The organism is Alcaligenes sp. 13f (assembly GCF_020496585.1).
GTDB lineage: Bacteria > Pseudomonadota > Gammaproteobacteria > Burkholderiales > Burkholderiaceae_B > Alcaligenes > Alcaligenes phenolicus.
On sequence record NZ_JAHKKC010000005.1, the window covers coordinates 104,395 to 120,373 of the forward strand.

Genomic DNA, 15,979 nt, shown 5'->3' on the forward strand with positions numbered 1-15,979 from the left:
CCGTTTTAGCCTTTCAGCTTGATTGCAATTTCAGCGATATGACGGCCCTGGTAGCGGGCGCCGTCCAGCTCGTTCTGGCTGGGCTGACGTGAACCGTCGCCACCGGCAATGGTGGATGCGCCGTAGGGGCTGCCGCCAGTGACTTCGTTCAGCAGTGTCTGGCCTGCAAAGCTGTAAGGCAGGCCCACCACAATCATGCCAAAGTGCATCAGGTTATGAATAATGGACAGTAGCGTCAGCTCCTGCCCACCGTGTTGGGTGGCGGTAGAGGTAAAGGCACCGCCTACCTTGCCATTGAGTGCGCCGCGCGCCCACAGGCCACCGGCCTGATCCAGAAAACTGGCCATTTGCGAGCTGATGCGCCCGAAACGGGTGCCGGTGCCGACAATGATGGCGTCGTAGTTTTCCAGGTCGCCAATAGTGGCGACCGGGGCGGCTTGATCCAGCTTGAAATTCGCTTTCTGGGCCACGGCTTCCGGGACCAGTTCGGGGACACGCTTGATGTCCACCGTTGCGCCAGCGCTTTGTGCACCTTCGGCAACCGCTTGGGCCATTTTTTCTACGTGGCCATAGGCGGAGTAATAGAGAACCAGGACTTTTGCCATTTGAACTTCTCCAGAAAAGCGATCAACAAGGAATCGGACGGGGCAGCGGCCACAGAGCTAAGCCGGGGCGCAGCTGCTATGACGATGATAGTCGTGCCAAGCCCGCTATGCCAAACCCATGGACGGATTGTTTTGTGTCAGAGTCTGTCTTGCAAAGCGGGTGGCCGTCCCGAGGAGCATCAGCCTGGCAGCAGGGCGTAGGTGGTGGTGGCGTGGGCGGCCAGTCGACCTTGCTCGTCCAGCAGCTTGATGTCGCCAAAGACCATGCTTTTGCCACGCTTCAGCACTTGGGCGTGTACCAGCACATCCCCCTGGCTAACCGGGCGTACAAAGCTGGTGTTCAGTGAAACTGTAGTCATGGGGCGAAACTCCCCCAGGCTTTGACTGACGGCCAGCACCATGGCGGTATCGGCTGCCGCCATATACACCTGACCGCAGACTACACCGGCCACGTGCGTCAATTGATCTGAAAAAGGCAGGCGTAGAACCACGCCGTCTTCATTCATGTTTTCTACACGCAATTTCAGGGCTTGCACCCAAGGGGCAAATAGCGTGTCCAGCAAGTGTTGGCTTTGCTCAAGAGTCATCAGGGATCAGCCGCAGTAAACAGAGGTAATTTTGTTTTGTTCGTCCACGCGGATGTTCAAACGGGTGGGGTCGTAGTCCGTGGTGTACATGCGGTCCGGAGCCAAGACGCGGGCTTTTGCCGCACCGGCCTGTTTGACCAGACGTTCAACTTGGCTTTGGCTGGCGGTTTGACCGGCTGGATTCAAGGCGTCCGCATTGCACAGACCACCAGAAGAGTCGCTGAACGAAGAGGTCGAACTTGTTTGCGCGCTATTGCCCGTGGCCGTGCAAGCAGCCAGCAAAACGGCGGGAAGGACGCTAAGTAGTACGGAGAGTCGCATGGGAAATCCTTAAAAGCAGCTGGGAAGCATTCAGCTTGAAGGATTAATAATACCTGTTCTAGGCGGGGCGTTTAAGGCCTTTGACACTGCGTTTTGTGGTGGTTCTGCCCGGCTTGACGGACACCTCGGGATGCTGGGCAATCGAGTAGCGCAAGGGGGCCTTGGCCCAGGCGCCCGCGTACTCTACGCCGATGCGTGGGCTGATCAGAATTTGCTCTGGCGGCAGGGGGGGGGCGTCCAGCCAATGCATGGCAGGGGCGCAGGCATCTGCACCGTTATAAGCTTTGTCTATACCCAGCCCTTTGCACAATCGTCCGGGGCCTGACAGGGACGGGCCATTCTCAGGCGACGTCCATTGCGCCGCCCGCAGCAAGACCGCCGTACCATCGCCTTCAACACCGCTGACGATATTCATGCAGTGGTGCAGGCCGTAGATCAAATACACATAGGCGTAGCCTGCCGGGCCGAACATCAGTCGCGTGCGCTCGGTGATACCGCGTCGGCTGTGGGCGGCCTGATCCTGGGGACCCAGATAGGCTTCGGTTTCTACAATGGTGGCGCAGCGCTGCCCGCGCTCGTCATTCAAAACCAGGGTTTTGCCCAGCAATTCCAGGGCAACGTAACGCGGATCACGGGCAAAGAACGCACGTGGAAGGTACAGCGCGGATTCAGTCATTTCCGGGAGTCTGCTCCAGCTTGTTCAACCAGGCCTGCTTTTGCTCCTTGGGTAAAAAGGAGGAGCGCAAGCTATTGGCTGCCAGAGTGCGTAAATCGGCCTCCCGCAGATTCAGGGCCTGGGCGGTTTGCAGGTAGTTGTCCAGCAGATAGCCGCCAAAATAGGCTGGGTCGTCCGAGTTCACGCAGACATTCAGGCCGCGATCCAGCAAATGCTTCAGATTGTGCTGGTGCAGGCTATCAAAAACCTTGAGCTTGATGTTGGACAGCGGACAGACTGTCAAGGAAATGGCGTGGTCGGCCAAATACTGCATCAGGGCCGGGTCGTCCTGGCTGCGCACGCCGTGGTCGATGCGTTCTACTTTCAGAAGCTGAAGGGCATCGCGTACATAGCTGGCCGGGCCTTCCTCACCCGCGTGGGCGACCAGTCGGAAACCCAGCTCTCGGCAACGGGCATAAACCTTCTCGAATTTGGCGGGCGGGTTGCCCTTTTCCGAGGAGTCCAGGCCAATGGCAATCCACAGGTCGGAATACTGATTGCGCAAGGGCAAGGCGGCTTCCAGGGTGTCAAACGCCTCGGCTTCGCTCAGGTGGCGCAGGAAGCTCAAGATCAGATAGCTGCTGATCCCCAACTCGGATCTGGCCTGGCGGGCGGCGCGGGCAATCCCGGCAAACACGGTTTCCATGGCGATCCCGCGTGCCGTGTGCGTCTGCGGGTCAAACATGATTTCCGTGTGGACAATGCCATCGGCCTGGGCGCGCAGAAAGTAGGCCCAGGTCATGTCAAAGAAATCCTGCTCGGTGATCAGAACCCCCGCCCCGGCGTAGTACAGGTCCAGAAAGGACTGCAAGTCGGTGAACTGATAGGCAGCGTGCAGGCTGGCCTGATCGGGATAGGGCAGTGTAATGTGATTGCGCTGGGCCAGCTTGAAGATCAAGTCCGGTTTCAGCGTGCCTTCGATATGAAGGTGCAGTTCAGCCTTGGGCAGTTGGCGGGTAAATTCGCGTAGGGAAAAGGCGGAATCAGACACGGGGCGCTCCTGGTAGGCAGAATATGCGCCCCATTATACGAAGGCAAAGGCCTGGGGTCAGGCGTCCTTGCCACGCAGGGCGGCAATGGCCAGAAAGAGCCAGGCCAGAATCATGGCTACTCCGCCAATAGGGGTAATCGCGCCCAGCCATTTCACGCCGCTAAGCACCAGAATGTACAGGCTGCCGCTGAAAATCAGTACGCCAGCCAGCATCAGAATTGCGCTGCGCGACTGCCAGGTCGCATTCAATTGCGAGCCCAACGCGGCAATCAGCAGCAAGCCCAGACCATGCAGCAATTGATACAGCACGGCCGTGTGCCAGGTTGCCAATGCCGAAGCGTCAACCATGGCGCGCAGGGCGTGGGCACCAAACGCGCCCAGGCCTACGCCCAAGGCCATAATCAGTGTGCCCAGGCACAGAATGGATCGTGATTTCATGTCGTTCCTTGCAAGTCGCTGCGGTCGCAGCGCGGAGGGAGGCGAGTGCTATTATCGAACAAAAAAATTGGCTTTGTCTGCAAGGAGACAGCATGCAAGAAATAGCTCCGGTCGCCCCTGATGCACAAGACGTTGTGGTGGCCGCGTATCGCTATCAGTCTGGCCAGCCAGCACAGGCTTTGGATATTCATCACCTGCCTGTACACAATCCCTTGAAGGACGGCTTTATCTGGATTGGTTTGAAAGACCCCAGCGAGGCGACCTTGCGCGAAGTAGGGGCGCAACTGGGTCTGCCAGACAATGCCGTTGAAGAATTGATTGCCCCTCATCGTCGTCCCAAATTGCTGGAGTTCAGCAATTGCCTGATTGTGGTGGCGGTAACCTTGGGCCTGAAAGATCTGCGCCCACTTTTTGGTACTACGCAGATTCTGATTGCCCACGGCTTGTTGCTGACGGTGCGGCGTGGTTCCAACAGCAGCTATTTAGAGCTGCGTGCCCGTCTGGAAAGCACACCGGCCTTGCTGGAGCGGGGCAGTGATTTTGTCGCCTCGGAGTTGCTGGATCTGATTGTGGACCAGTATCAGACTTGTCTGGAACAAACCGAAAAGGCGGTAGAGGCCATTGAACAGCAATTTCTGATTCGGGGCTTCAAGGAAAACGATGTACGGCGTATTTACCGTTTACGGCGCGATTTGCTGCGCGTGTATAACGCGGTAACGCCATTGGCAGAGCTAAGCCGTCGTTTGTCGCGCATCGAGCTGGCGTATGTGGATGCGGAAAGTCGGGCATATTTCGGTGAAGTGGCAGACCGCATTGCCCGCACTTCCGAATTTATTAACAGCCTGCGGCAAGCCCTGGCCTTCGCCTTTGAAGGTGGCTTGATGATAGGGCAGATGCAGCAGACTGACACTACCCGCAAGCTGGCGGCCTGGGCGGCCATTTTGGCCGTGCCGACCGCGGTGGCGGGGATTTACGGGATGAACTTCAAATTCATGCCCGAGCTGGAATGGACGCTGGGCTACCCCCTGGCCTTGGGCCTGATGGGCAGCGTGTGCGGATTTTTGTACTGGAAATTCAAAAAGGCCAAATGGCTCTAGATTAAGAGACGGGGCAGGACGGCCGGAATCAAGGAGGCGAGATGGGTCTGGAACAGCAGTTACAGAATCAGGTGCCGGATTTGATGAATGACGATCTGTTTGGCGAAGATCCGGCTTTACAACATTGGCAAAGCAAGCTGGCCTCCCAGGAGGCCCGGCAAGCGCTGGCGGACTATGGCCAGAAACTGGGCTCTGCCCATTGGCGCGAACAAGGTGCCTTGGCCAATCGCCAGCCGCCGCAATGGCGAGGCTGGTCTGCTCAAGGGCAACGAGTCGATCAGGTGGATTTTCATCCGGCATGGCATCAATTGATGAGCCTGGGCATGGAGCAGGGCCTGCATATCTGGCCCCATCAGTCCGAATCTGGCCAGCACCTGCAACGAGCCATGGGCTTTTACATGCATGGTCAGATTGAGGCGGGCACCTTGTGTCCCTTGACCATGACGCGCGCCGCTGCGCCCTTATTGCAGGCTGATCCGTTTCAGGAATGGGCGGCCAAGCTGGACATCAATCAGTACGATTCTTCTGATCAGTTGATGACAGAAAAAAGCAGCGTGCTGCTGGGCATGGGCATGACGGAAATGCAGGGCGGCTCTGATCTGCGCGGCTGCACCACTGAAGCGCATCCCCAGGCTCAGGCGTTTCGTCTTTACGGGCACAAATGGTTTTTCTCCGTGCCGCAGGCGGACGGGCATCTGGTACTGGCGCGTGAGCACGAGCAGTTTTCTTGTTTCCTGATGCCGCGCTATACCGAATATGGCTTGAATCGCCGGTATATACGCAGGCTGAAAGACAAATTGGGCAACCGCTCCAACGCCAGTGCCGAAATTGATTTTGATGGTGCACTGGCCTGGCGCGTGGGCCAAGCCGGTCGCGGTATTGCTCTGCTGGCCGGAATGGCGGCCCGTACCCGTATTGATTGCGTGCTGGGCAGTGCCGCCCTGATGCGGCAGGCTTTGGTGCAGTCCCTGCATTACTGTCAGCACCGACGCTGCTTTGGCAAACAATTGATCGAGCAGCCCTTGATGCAGGCAGTACTGCTGGATATGAGCCTGGAAAGCGAAGCGGCCACCCATCTGGCCCTGTTCCTGGTGGATTTGCAGGAGCGGGCTGATGATCCCGTGGCGCAGGCGGTGCTACGCGTGCTGGCTCCAGCTGCCAAGTTCTGGGTATGCCGTCGGGCCATCGCCCTGTGTGCCGAAGCCATGGAAACCTGGGGCGGCAACGGCTATATCGAGGATGGCCCCATGCCGCGCTTGCTGCGCGAAGCTCCTGTCAATTCGATTTGGGAAGGCTCCGGCAATGTGATGTGCCTGGATGTGCAGCGCGCCTTGAGTCAGGAAGGTGTCCTGGAGGCCTTGCAGGCAGACTTGCGTGCCCGTACCGGGGATGATGCGGAATTGGGTCAGGTTGCACAGGATTTGTTGAGCACAGTTTCCCAGGCCGGAGGCCGTGTCTGGACGCAGAAACTGGCTCTTCTGTACCAAGCCTGCCTGATGCGCCACGTGGCTCCCGATGCCGTCGCGGATCTGTTCGCGACCCATCGTCTGCAACAAGGACCGGCTACCGTATTCGGGCTGGAAGGTGTGGAGCAGGCTTCCTGGTATTTGCATCGCATCTGGCCCCGCCTGCAGGCGTCTTGATGCAGGCCTGCCTACTAGGGACATTGCTCTGGACAGGCGGTGCGCAGTATCTATAATTTGTTAGCCTTGTTTCTGCTACCCGCCTGGAGTGTTGTCCGCATCATGACTGTGTTTTCCCTGTCCGGCTTTTCTTCTTTGACGCGGCGCACAGCCGTTTGTGCTGGCTTGACGGCTGTGATGGCTGTCTGGGCCTTGCCTGTTCAGGCTCAAGACTTCGAGCTGACAGGGCGGGTGGTGCGGGTGGCCGACGGCGATACGCTGACGATTTTGCCCAGCAATAACAGGCAGGTGCGCGTGCGTCTGGCCAGTATCGATGCTCCCGAAACCACCAAAGACAGCCGTCGTCCCGGCCAGCCCTTTGCGGTGGCCTCGCGGCGCTTCCTGTCGGATTTGGTTTCCGGTAAACATTTGACCCTGTCTTGCTATGAGCGCGACCGCCACGGTCGCGCTGTATGCGATGTGCCTTTGGCCGATGGCGAAACCGCCAACCAGAAATTGGTACGGGCTGGAATGGCCATGGCCAATCGTGAAAAACGCGGCCGCTTCCTGCGCGACCCTCGTATTGATCAGCTGGAGCGCGAAGCCAAGGAAGCCGGTGTAGGCATCTGGTCAGAGCCCAGTCCTGTCCCGCCATGGAAATGGCGTTATGACTGCTGGCAGCAAGGGCAATGTTAAGCCCTTTGCGGCGGATGGGGCTGGCCTTGTTGTGCGTCGGATTGGCAGCTTGCTCCAAACCCGTTAACAGCCCTTATCAGGAAGGCAGCGCAGCAGAAAACACGCTCTACAGCGCGTTCACGACCCGCTCCCCCAATCACCTGGACCCGGCTTTGTCCTACTCCGGTGACGAGACACCGTTTACGTATTCGATTTATGAGCCGCTGTACGGCTATCACTATCTGGACCGTCCCTACCGCCTGATTCCCAAGGCGGCGGCCGAGCTGGTAGAGCCTGTATACCTTGATGAGCAGGGTAATCGTTTGCCTGCTGATGTGCCGGGCGAACAGGTGGCAGTCAGCCGTTACGATATTCCCATCAAGCAAGGCATTCGCTTTCAGCCGCATCCGGCCTTTGCCTTGGATGAGCAGGGCGAGTACCGCTATTACCCCATGCGGGCGCCGGACCTGAACGATGCTTTCAGCATTGCCGACTTCGCCCATACCGGCTCGCGCGAGCTGACGGCTCACGATTACGTTTACGCCTTCAAGCGTTTGGCCAGCCCGCGCCTGGCCTCTCCTGTGCTGGGTGTGATGGCCGAGCACATCCGGGGCTTCAAGGAGTTCAGCGAAGAACTGGCCCGTATCGACAAGCAGGAGCCGCGTCCACAATGGCTGGATTTACGGCCCTACACCTTGCCGGGTGTGCGAGCGCTGGATAAACATACCTTGCGCATCGAGGTGAATGGCAAGTACCCACAGTTCAAGTATTGGCTGGCCATGACCTTTACCGCGCCCATGGCCTGGGAGGCCGAGCGTTTCTATAGCCAGCCGCGCATGGCGCAGCACAATCTGACACTGGATAGCTGGCCCGTGGGTACAGGCCCATTCATGCTGACGGAATCCCTGACCAATCGTCGTCACGTTCTGAGCCGTAACCCCAATTACCGGGGGGAGCCATACCCTTGTGTGGGCGAGCCCGGCGACCAGGCTGCTGGTTTACTGGAAGATTGCGGCAAACCCATGCCTTTTCTGGACAAAGTGGTGTTCTCTCTGGAAAAAGAGGGCGTCCCCTTGATGGGCAAGTTCCTGCAGGGCTATTACGACATTCCGCAGGTGGAGCGGGGCGAGTACGGTGTCGCCATGACAGTGGCCGCGCAGGACTCGGTCGACAAAGCCAATCTGTATCAGGAGCGCGGCCTGCAATTGCGCACGGCACCTGAAGCGCAATTGTTTTATATGGGCTTTAACTGGCACGACCCGGTGGTCGGTCAGGGCGATACGCCCGAGCAGTTCGAGAAAAACCGCAAGCTGCGCCTGGCCATCAGCATTGTGTTCGACTGGGAGCAGTACGTTTCCATTTTCATGAATGACCAAGGAGAAGCCGCGCATAGCCCTTTGCCGCCTGGCGTGCCGGGCTATCAGCCGCTGCCCCAGGGTGCCAACCCTTATGTCTACACCAAGGACAATGGCGTGGTGAAACGCCGCAGTCTGGACGAAGCGCGTGATTTGCTGCGACAGGCGGGCTATCCCGATGGACGGGACAGCCGTACCGGCAAGCCCTTGATTCTGTATTACGACTCCATGATGGGTATGGGCTCGGATGCCACGGTGGACTGGATGCGCCGTCAGCTGGCCCAGGTAGGCTTGCAGCTGGAAGTGCGCGCTACCGATTACAACCGCTTTCAGGACAAGATGAAGCGTGGCGCGGCACAGCTATTTCTGTGGGGCTGGGTAGCCGACTACCCGGACGCCGAAAACTTCTTCACCTTGCTGTATGGCCCCCAGGCCAAGAAGGATTTTGGTGGTGAGAACGCCGCCAATTACCAAAGCGCGGAGTTTGATCGCCTGTACGAGCAAATGCGCTTTCTGAACGACGGCCCGGACAAACAGGCGGTGGTGCAGCAGATGATCCATCTGGTCCAGCATGATGCCCCCTGGATGTTTGGCTATGTGCCCAATGCGGGTGGAGCCTACCAAAGCTGGGTGCGCAATGCCAAGCCGTCCATGATGGTGCGCGACAGCATCCAGTATTACCGAATCGACCCCGAACAGCGTGTGGAGCGCATTGATCGTTGGAACCGCCCCGTCTGGTGGCCCGCCATTCCGCTGGGCTTGCTGGCCTTGATTCTGGTGTGGGTGGTGCGCTCGCAGGCTCAGGCGCGTCGTCGCCATGTGGCTCTGCGCAAGGAGAAAGACTGATGTTTTCCTATATGCTGCGGCGCATTCTGTATGGCGTGCTGATTCTGATAGGGGTCAATCTGCTGACCTTTGTGTTGTTCTTTGCCGTGAATACGCCCGACGATATGGCCCGCTTGTCCATTGGTGGGCAGCGCGTCAGTCAGACGGCCATTGAAAACTGGAAGGCAGAGCGCGGTTATAACAAGCCGCTGTTTTATAACGCGCAGGCGGAAGGTCCCAAAACCTTTACCGACACGATTTTCTACGAGCGCTCGGTTCCTTTGTTGCGCCTGGATTTTGGCTTGTCCGACCAGGGGCAGGATATTGCCTATCAGATCAAGCAACGCATGGGGCCCAGTTTGGCGCTGGCCTTGCCCACCTTCTTTTTGGGCTTATGGGTGTGTATCAGTTTTGCCTTGCTGATGGTGTTCTTTCGGGGAACCCGACTGGATTTTTCCGCCGTTGTGCTGTGCGTCGTGTTGATGTCCATTTCGGGCCTGTTCTACATCATTGCCGGGCAATGGCTGTTTGCACGGGTGCTGCGCTGGGTGCCGTTTTCGGGCTGGGTAGAAGGGATGGATAACTGGCGCTTTCTGGTCTTGCCGGTGCTGGTGGGGATTTTGTCGCGTATCGGGGCGGAATCGCGCTTTTATCGCAGCCTGTTTCTGGAAGAGGCCAGCCGTGATTATGTGCGCACGGCGCGCTCCAAGGGGCTGGCGGAATCTACCGTTTTGTTCCGCCATGTCTTGCCCAATGCGCTCTTGCCCATTCTGACGGGCACCGTATCGGCTTTGCCCCTGCTGTTCATGGGCAGCCTGATTTCGGAGTCTTTTTTTGGTATTCCGGGTCTGGGCAGCTTCACCATTGATGCCATCAATGCCCAGGACTTCTCCATTGTGCGTGCCATGGTGTTTTTAGGATCGATGCTTTATATCGCCGGTTTGATTCTGGCCGATATCTCCTACACCCTGGTTGACCCCCGCATTCGTTTTAGTTGAGCCCGCCATGCCACAGTTCGTCTTTCTCTGGACCGATACCTTTGTGCTGGCACTGTTTCTGGCCATGGCGCTCTACACCTGGCGTGTCGTCAAGCGGCCTGCCTTGCGCTCGGCCTGGGCCAGTGTGGCACGTACGCCCTCGGCCATGTGCGCTGCTGTTTTTCTGGTCTTTTTCCTGCTGATCGGTTTACTGGACTCCATTCACTATCGGCCTTTATTGCCGGCTGCTCCTGGGCAGGAAGCCAGCACAGCCAGCTATGCCCCCGTCGCCCGCTCTGCGCTGGACGATATTCTGAAAAAAGCCGGGCTGGCCGAGGTGGAAAAAACCTATTCCGCTCCCTTGGCCCGCTTTCAACTGACCAAAGAAAGCATGCTGATAGATGGCAAGCCCGTGCGGGACTTTCCGCGTCTGGTCAATGCCGGGGTGGGTATGGATACGCCTGCCGCGCATAGACACGATATTTTGCAGCTAGGCGCCAAAGGTTTGACCTGGGGTCTGCTGGGCAGCGTGCTACTGGCTGTTCTGCTAACGCTTTGGGGGCGCAAGCAATCCATGGAGCCGGGTTGGGGCGCGGCTTGGCGTTATTGGTGGCAAGGGCAGGGTTTGGTGAATTGGCGATTGGTCTGGTTCAGTGCCTGCGTGCTGGTGATACTGCTATGCCTGGTGCTGAGCCTGAGCGCGAATTACTACGTGCTGGGCACGGATCGCACGGGTAACGACATCATCTGGCAAGCCTTGAAAAGCGTGCGCACGGCTTTGGTGATTGGCACCTTGACCACCTTCGCCATGCTGCCACCTGCCATCATTCTGGGCTTGGCCGCTGGATACTTCCGGGGCTGGGTGGATGATGTCATTCAATACATTTACACCACGCTGACTTCCATCCCTGGCGTGCTGCTGATCGCCGCTTGCGTGTTGATGATGCAGGTCTATATCGACACCCATCCCGACAGCTTCGACACCGTGGCCGCTCGCGCAGATCTGCGCTTGTTCATGCTGTGCCTGATTCTGGGGTTAACCGGCTGGGCGGGCCTGTGCCGCCTGCTGCGGGCCGAGGTGTTGAAGCTGCGCGAGCTGGACTACGTTCAGGCAGCCCAAGCCTTTGGTGTCGGCCATCTGCGCATCATGTTTCGTCACTTGCTGCCTAATGTCATGCACATTGTGCTGATCACCCTGATTCTGGAGTTCTCCGGCCTGGTGCTGTACGAGGCTGTGCTGTCTTATCTGGGTATTGGTGTGGACCCCAGCATGCCATCCTTTGGGCGCATGATTGACGCCGCCCGTAGCGAGCTGTCCCGCGACCCGATCATCTGGTGGGGCCTGGCCGGGGCTTTTGTGATGATGCTGGGTTTGGTTCTGTCTGCGAACATTTTTGCCGATGCGGTGCAAACGGCGTTTGACCCTCGTACTCGTCGCTTCAAGGCTTTGCGAGTACGTCGTCCAGGAGGAGCCAAGGTATGAGCGAGCTTGAAAATGTCTCCGCCGTGAAGCCCTCCGCAACGCCTGCCGTGCTGAATATCGAGGGTCTGGAACTGCGTGTACAGTCCGATGCCGGTGTGCAAAGTGTGGTGCGTAATCTGTCTTTGGCCGTGCAGCGCGGTGAAACCTTTGCCTTGGTGGGGGAGTCCGGCTGCGGCAAAAGCATGACGGCCATGGCGATCCTACGCCTCTTGCCCGAAGCCGCCTGGATGCAATCTGGTCAAATTGCCTTGGACGGGTTGGAACTGCCGCCTTTGCCTGAACAGCAAATGCAGGATGTGCGCGGTAAACGCATCAGCGTGATTTTTCAGGAGCCGTCCACCAGCCTGAATCCGGTCATGTCCATTGGCCGGCAGATCAGCGAGGTGATTCGTCGTCATGGTGTGGCTCCTGCGGGGCAGGAAAGGGCAAGGGCCATCAAATGGCTGGAACGTGTCGGCATCCCCGGTGCCGCACAGCGTTACGATGACTTTCCATTCCAGTTCTCCGGCGGCCAGAAGCAACGCATCATGATTGCCATTGCCTTGGCGGCGGAACCTGATTTGCTGGTGGCTGACGAACCAACTACCGCGCTGGATGTAACGGTTCAGGCGCAGATTCTGCAGTTGTTGGCCGATATACAGAAAGAGATGGGCCTGGCTATCTTGCTGATTACGCACGATTTGCTGCTGGTCAAACAGTATGCCGACTATGTGGCCTTGATGCGGCACGGACAAATAGTGGAAGCCGGGCTGGCAAGCCAGTTCTTTTTACGCCCTAGCCATCCTTATGCTCGTGAATTGCTCAATGCCATTCCCACTTTTGAGAAACGTGGGCGTCCCTTGTCCCGTGCCCCTGCGCCCATTGAAGCAGTCCCACCGCGCAATAGCGGCAAAGAGCTGGTGCTGGATATTCAGGGCTTGTCTGTTTCCTATAAGCAGGCTGGCTCCTGGTGGCGACGCCTGCCTGTCATTCCCGTGGTCAAAGACTTGAGCCTGCAACTGCACAAGGGCGAAACCCTGGCTTTGGTCGGCGAGTCGGGCTGCGGTAAAAGCACGGTCGCACGTACTTTAATGCGCTTGCTGGATCATCAGGCTCAGATCAGCGGGCAGGTGCAGATGCAGGGGCAGAACGTCTTGCAAGTGAAAGGCAAGGCCTTGCGGCAATTGCGCTCACGTTTGCAGATCATTTTTCAGGATCCCTATGGGTCGCTGGATCCGCGCATGATGGTGGGGGATATTCTTCTGGAAGGCCTGACCGCGCTGCGTCCCGAGCTGGACACGAAGGCGCGTCGCAAACGAATTGAAACTTTAGTGGACCAAGTCGGTCTACCCAAGAACGCCCTGGATCGTTACGCACATGAGTTTTCCGGCGGGCAACGTCAGCGCATCGCTATTGCCCGTGCCTTGGCGGTAGAGCCCGCCGTTCTGATTTGCGATGAACCCACCTCGGCCCTGGACGTGTCCGTACAAGCGCAGATTCTGGATTTGATGCGTGAGTTACAAATGGAACTGGGGCTGGCGTATTTGTTCATTACCCATAATTTCGGGGTTGTGGAGTATCTGGCCGATCGAATTGCTATCATGGCCAAGGGACGCATCGTGGAGCAGGGCAGCGCACAGCACGTTCTGTTCCATCCGCAGGAAGAGTTGACGCAGCGTCTGCTGGCCGCTGTTCCCCGTTAAGCCGCGCCACATGCCGGACTTGCCATAATTAGTCCGGCAGTTCTATGTCACAATACGGCGGTCTGTCCGCCCATTGATAAACACATTATGAGTCTGAAGGTTTTTGATCTTGAATGCGAACACGGCCATGTGTTCGAGGGTTGGTTTAGCTCACGCGAAAGTTACGATGAGCAGATCAGTCGTGGGCTTTTGTGTTGCCCCGTCTGCGACAGCCACGAGGTCAAACGCAAACTTTCGGCTCCACGTATCAATGTAGGTGCGCAGGAAAGCCTTGGCGCTCCTGCCAGTGCTCCAGTTCCGCCTCCCTTACCTTCAACCATGCCTACCGAAGCGCAAATGCGGGCGATTCAAGGTCAGCTTTTACAAGAGCTGCGTTCGGTGATACGCAAGTCAGACAATGTGGGCACCCAGTTTGCCCAGGAAGCACGCCGCATGCACGAGGGCGACATTGAGCCGCGCGCAATCCGTGGTCAGGCCACGGTGCAGGAGTATCAGGAACTGGCCGACGACGGCATTATTGCCATGCCGATTCCGGACTTTCTGGATGATGACCGCCTGCAGTAAATAACTGCGACATTTCTTTCAGCCTGCGGTGCAAGGTACTGCGATGCAGTCCCAAGGCGCGCGCCGCTTGTGAAATATTTCCCTGATGCTGTTTCAAAGCCTGCTGCACGGCAGCGTATTCCTGTTCCTTCAGGGTTTGTGGCTTGGGGGAGTCAAGGGAGCTGGCTTCCGTAATGCCCCGGACCTCCGGGATGGCAGGTTCTTGAGCCAGCACCGGGTGTTCTGCATTCAAGCATGGCAAGGCAGGCAGGTCCTGGGCCAACCAGAGCCGCCCCGGAGAATCTTGCACAATGATTTGCAGCAGCACCGATCGCAACTGGCGGTAATTGCCTGGCCAGTCGTAGTCCTGCAGTATTTGCAGAGCTTCGGGATGTAGCTGGGGCGCAGCCTGGCCTTGTGCCAGAATAGCCAGTTCTTTGGAAATGTAGTCGCCCAGATCGTTGCGTTCCCTAAGGCTGGGGACTGTGCAGATATAGTCTTGCAGTCGGAAGTACAGGTCGGCACGGAAGCGGCCATCACGCACCAGTTTTTCCAGCGGTTGATGGCTGGCGCTGATCAGCTGGAAGTCCAGCCTGTGTGTGCGTTCCGAGCCCAGTGCCTGCACCTCGCGCTCTTGTAGGACTCGCAGCAGACGGCTTTGCAAGCCTACAGGCATATCGCCAATCTCATCCAGAAACAGCACACCGCCATGGGCCTGACGCAATTTGCCTGCATAGCCCTGACGGCGTGCACCTGTAAACGCACCGGCTTCATAACCAAACAGCTCGGCTTCGATCAGGGTTTCGGGCAGGGCGGCGCAGTTAATCGCCACAAAAGGACCGGATTGCGACTTGTGACGACGATGCAGCTCACGCGCCATGCGCTCCTTGCCCGAGCCGCTAGGACCGCTGAGCAAGATGGACAAGCCCATCTGCATGGCGCGCAAAGCCGGCTCCAAAGCTTTTTCCTGTTGAGGAGACAGTTGTGTAGTTTCTGCCGTCTCAGTCCGAGCCAGCACCGCACGGGCTGGAGCCGGGGTTTTAGCCGCTGTGCTCAGGTGGAGCGTTACAGGTCGACTCGTGCTTTTCGCCTGTTCCAGTACCGAACTTAAGTCCTGGCCGGGTAGCTCCTGCCAGTCCTGGCGCAACATGCGGGCGGCCAACTCATCGGCCGCCACAATGGTGTCGTCCTCCAGAACCAGTCGCCCACTAAAAGCACTGTTGAGCAGGCCGGGGTCTGTATGCAGATGCAGCAGACGGCGGGATGGCGTGCACAGTGACTCCAGCATCTGGCGGCTGATCTGGCGGGCGTACAGCTGCGCCAAATCCAGCGCGTAGTGATGTTCCAGCTCCGAAGGGCCGGAAATATCCAGCACTCCAATAATCTGGCCGTAAGGGTCGTAAATGGGGGCGGCGTGGCAGCTAAGAATCCGGTTGTCAGGCAGATAGTGCTGGCTGCCGTGAATCTTGATGGGCTGTGCGCAGACCAGAGCCGTACCGATAGCATTGGTGCCGCGATGGTTCTCCGCCCAACTCACACCCGCACGCAAGGCAACCTGCTCGGCCCGCTGCAGAAAGTGTGGGTCCCCCGCCTGTTGCAACACCGTGCCTTGTGCGTCGCACAATAAAACCAGACTGCGATGCGGGTGCACCAGCGCCGCCAGATCCTGTACCGCTGCCGAGGAGTGATGCAACAAGTGATGCTGTTGTTCCAGCAACTGTCGCAGCGCACCTTGGCTCATGTCCCGAGGTTCCGCGCTTAACTCCGACTCCATCGTCTGACAGCGTTCCCAGGACTGACGCCACATGGTTTCGTTGGTCTGCGGGCAAAACGAGTGTAGAGAAGTCATGAGTGTGCTCCGGGAGGGGTGTCGCATTCTGCGACAGTGCTCGCGTTTTGCGACAGTAGCTGTCGCAGCCTGCGACTGGAGGTCGTTTCATTATGGAGGCGGGCGAGCTCAGGATCGAGTCGGGACAATCGCTAGGTAGTTTGGCACGTTATTTGCTTTAGTTAAAACAGGATAAAGGCACCCCTAACCTTTCCCTGCGGTGCACGCCTTGTGA

Annotated in this window: 15 protein-coding genes; 8 read left to right on the forward strand and 7 right to left on the reverse strand. The window is 58.1% G+C overall.

Annotated elements, in window-relative coordinates; all coding sequences use genetic code 11:
• Positions 1–5: 5 nt before the first annotated feature.
• The 6 genes from wrbA to KOE80_RS05710 form a co-directional block, all read right to left on the reverse strand.
• Entirely contained in the window at positions 6–605 is a 600-nt protein-coding gene (wrbA, locus tag KOE80_RS05685; RefSeq protein ID WP_009457766.1) for an NAD(P)H:quinone oxidoreductase, read from the reverse strand.
• Positions 606–784: 179 nt separating this feature from the next.
• Positions 785–1,192: a PaaI family thioesterase gene (locus KOE80_RS05690; protein WP_035270861.1), complete on the reverse strand. Its 408-nt coding sequence runs from the start codon at positions 1,190–1,192 to the stop codon at positions 785–787.
• Positions 1,193–1,198: 6 nt separating this feature from the next.
• Positions 1,199–1,513 (reverse strand): I78 family peptidase inhibitor, encoded by a 315-nt coding sequence (locus KOE80_RS05695; RefSeq protein WP_022983535.1) that lies wholly within the window; start codon positions 1,511–1,513, stop codon positions 1,199–1,201.
• A 58-nt stretch (positions 1,514–1,571) separates the two neighbouring features.
• Positions 1,572–2,189 carry a DNA-3-methyladenine glycosylase gene (locus KOE80_RS05700; RefSeq protein WP_226348595.1) on the reverse strand — a complete coding sequence of 206 codons (618 nt, stop codon included), beginning with the start codon at positions 2,187–2,189 and terminating at the stop codon, positions 1,572–1,574.
• Positions 2,182–3,219 (reverse strand): adenosine deaminase, encoded by a 1,038-nt coding sequence (locus KOE80_RS05705; RefSeq protein ID WP_226348596.1) that lies wholly within the window; start codon positions 3,217–3,219, stop codon positions 2,182–2,184. The genes KOE80_RS05700 and KOE80_RS05705 overlap by 8 nt, the downstream gene beginning before the upstream one ends.
• Positions 3,220–3,276: 57 nt before the next feature.
• Positions 3,277–3,657, reverse strand: a complete 381-nt coding sequence (locus KOE80_RS05710; protein WP_009457750.1) for a DUF423 domain-containing protein — start codon at positions 3,655–3,657, stop codon at positions 3,277–3,279.
• A 92-nt stretch (positions 3,658–3,749) separates the two neighbouring features.
• Between KOE80_RS05710 and KOE80_RS05715 the strand changes: the two genes are divergently transcribed.
• The 8 genes from KOE80_RS05715 to KOE80_RS05750 all read left to right on the forward strand — a co-directional run bounded on the left by KOE80_RS05715 (position 3,750) and on the right by KOE80_RS05750 (position 13,937).
• The gene (locus KOE80_RS05715; protein ID WP_060185703.1) at positions 3,750–4,754 is read left to right on the forward strand and encodes a magnesium and cobalt transport protein CorA; all 1,005 of its coding nucleotides are present in this window, start codon (positions 3,750–3,752) and stop codon (positions 4,752–4,754) included.
• Between the two features lie 41 nt (positions 4,755–4,795).
• Positions 4,796–6,397, forward strand: coding sequence for an acyl-CoA dehydrogenase family protein (locus tag KOE80_RS05720; RefSeq protein WP_226348597.1), 1,602 nt, complete (start codon positions 4,796–4,798; stop codon positions 6,395–6,397).
• Between the two features lie 39 nt (positions 6,398–6,436).
• The gene (locus KOE80_RS05725) at positions 6,437–7,072 is read left to right on the forward strand and encodes a thermonuclease family protein (protein ID WP_009457744.1); all 636 of its coding nucleotides are present in this window, start codon (positions 6,437–6,439) and stop codon (positions 7,070–7,072) included.
• Positions 7,066–9,252, forward strand: coding sequence for an ABC transporter substrate-binding protein (locus KOE80_RS05730; protein WP_060185705.1), 2,187 nt, complete (start codon positions 7,066–7,068; stop codon positions 9,250–9,252). Before KOE80_RS05725 ends, KOE80_RS05730 begins: the two co-directional genes overlap by 7 nt.
• The gene (locus KOE80_RS05735) at positions 9,252–10,229 is read left to right on the forward strand and encodes an ABC transporter permease (protein ID WP_226348598.1); all 978 of its coding nucleotides are present in this window, start codon (positions 9,252–9,254) and stop codon (positions 10,227–10,229) included. Before KOE80_RS05730 ends, KOE80_RS05735 begins: the two co-directional genes overlap by 1 nt.
• Before the next feature lie 7 nt (positions 10,230–10,236).
• Positions 10,237–11,691, forward strand: coding sequence for an ABC transporter permease (locus KOE80_RS05740; RefSeq protein WP_226348599.1), 1,455 nt, complete (start codon positions 10,237–10,239; stop codon positions 11,689–11,691).
• Complete coding sequence (locus tag KOE80_RS05745; RefSeq protein ID WP_052159334.1) at positions 11,688–13,373, forward strand: ABC transporter ATP-binding protein; 1,686 nt, start codon at positions 11,688–11,690, stop codon at positions 13,371–13,373. Before KOE80_RS05740 ends, KOE80_RS05745 begins: the two co-directional genes overlap by 4 nt.
• 87 nt (positions 13,374–13,460) lie before the next feature.
• The gene (locus KOE80_RS05750) at positions 13,461–13,937 is read left to right on the forward strand and encodes a DUF1178 family protein (protein WP_026484274.1); all 477 of its coding nucleotides are present in this window, start codon (positions 13,461–13,463) and stop codon (positions 13,935–13,937) included.
• On the opposite strand, the gene KOE80_RS05755 is transcribed toward KOE80_RS05750, so the two are convergent.
• On the reverse strand, positions 13,888–15,765 hold the full coding sequence (locus KOE80_RS05755; protein ID WP_226348600.1) for a sigma-54-dependent Fis family transcriptional regulator: 1,878 nt from the start codon (positions 15,763–15,765) through the stop codon (positions 13,888–13,890). The two genes, KOE80_RS05750 and KOE80_RS05755, sit on opposite strands and share 50 nt — an antisense overlap.
• Positions 15,766–15,979: the final 214 nt, after the last annotated feature.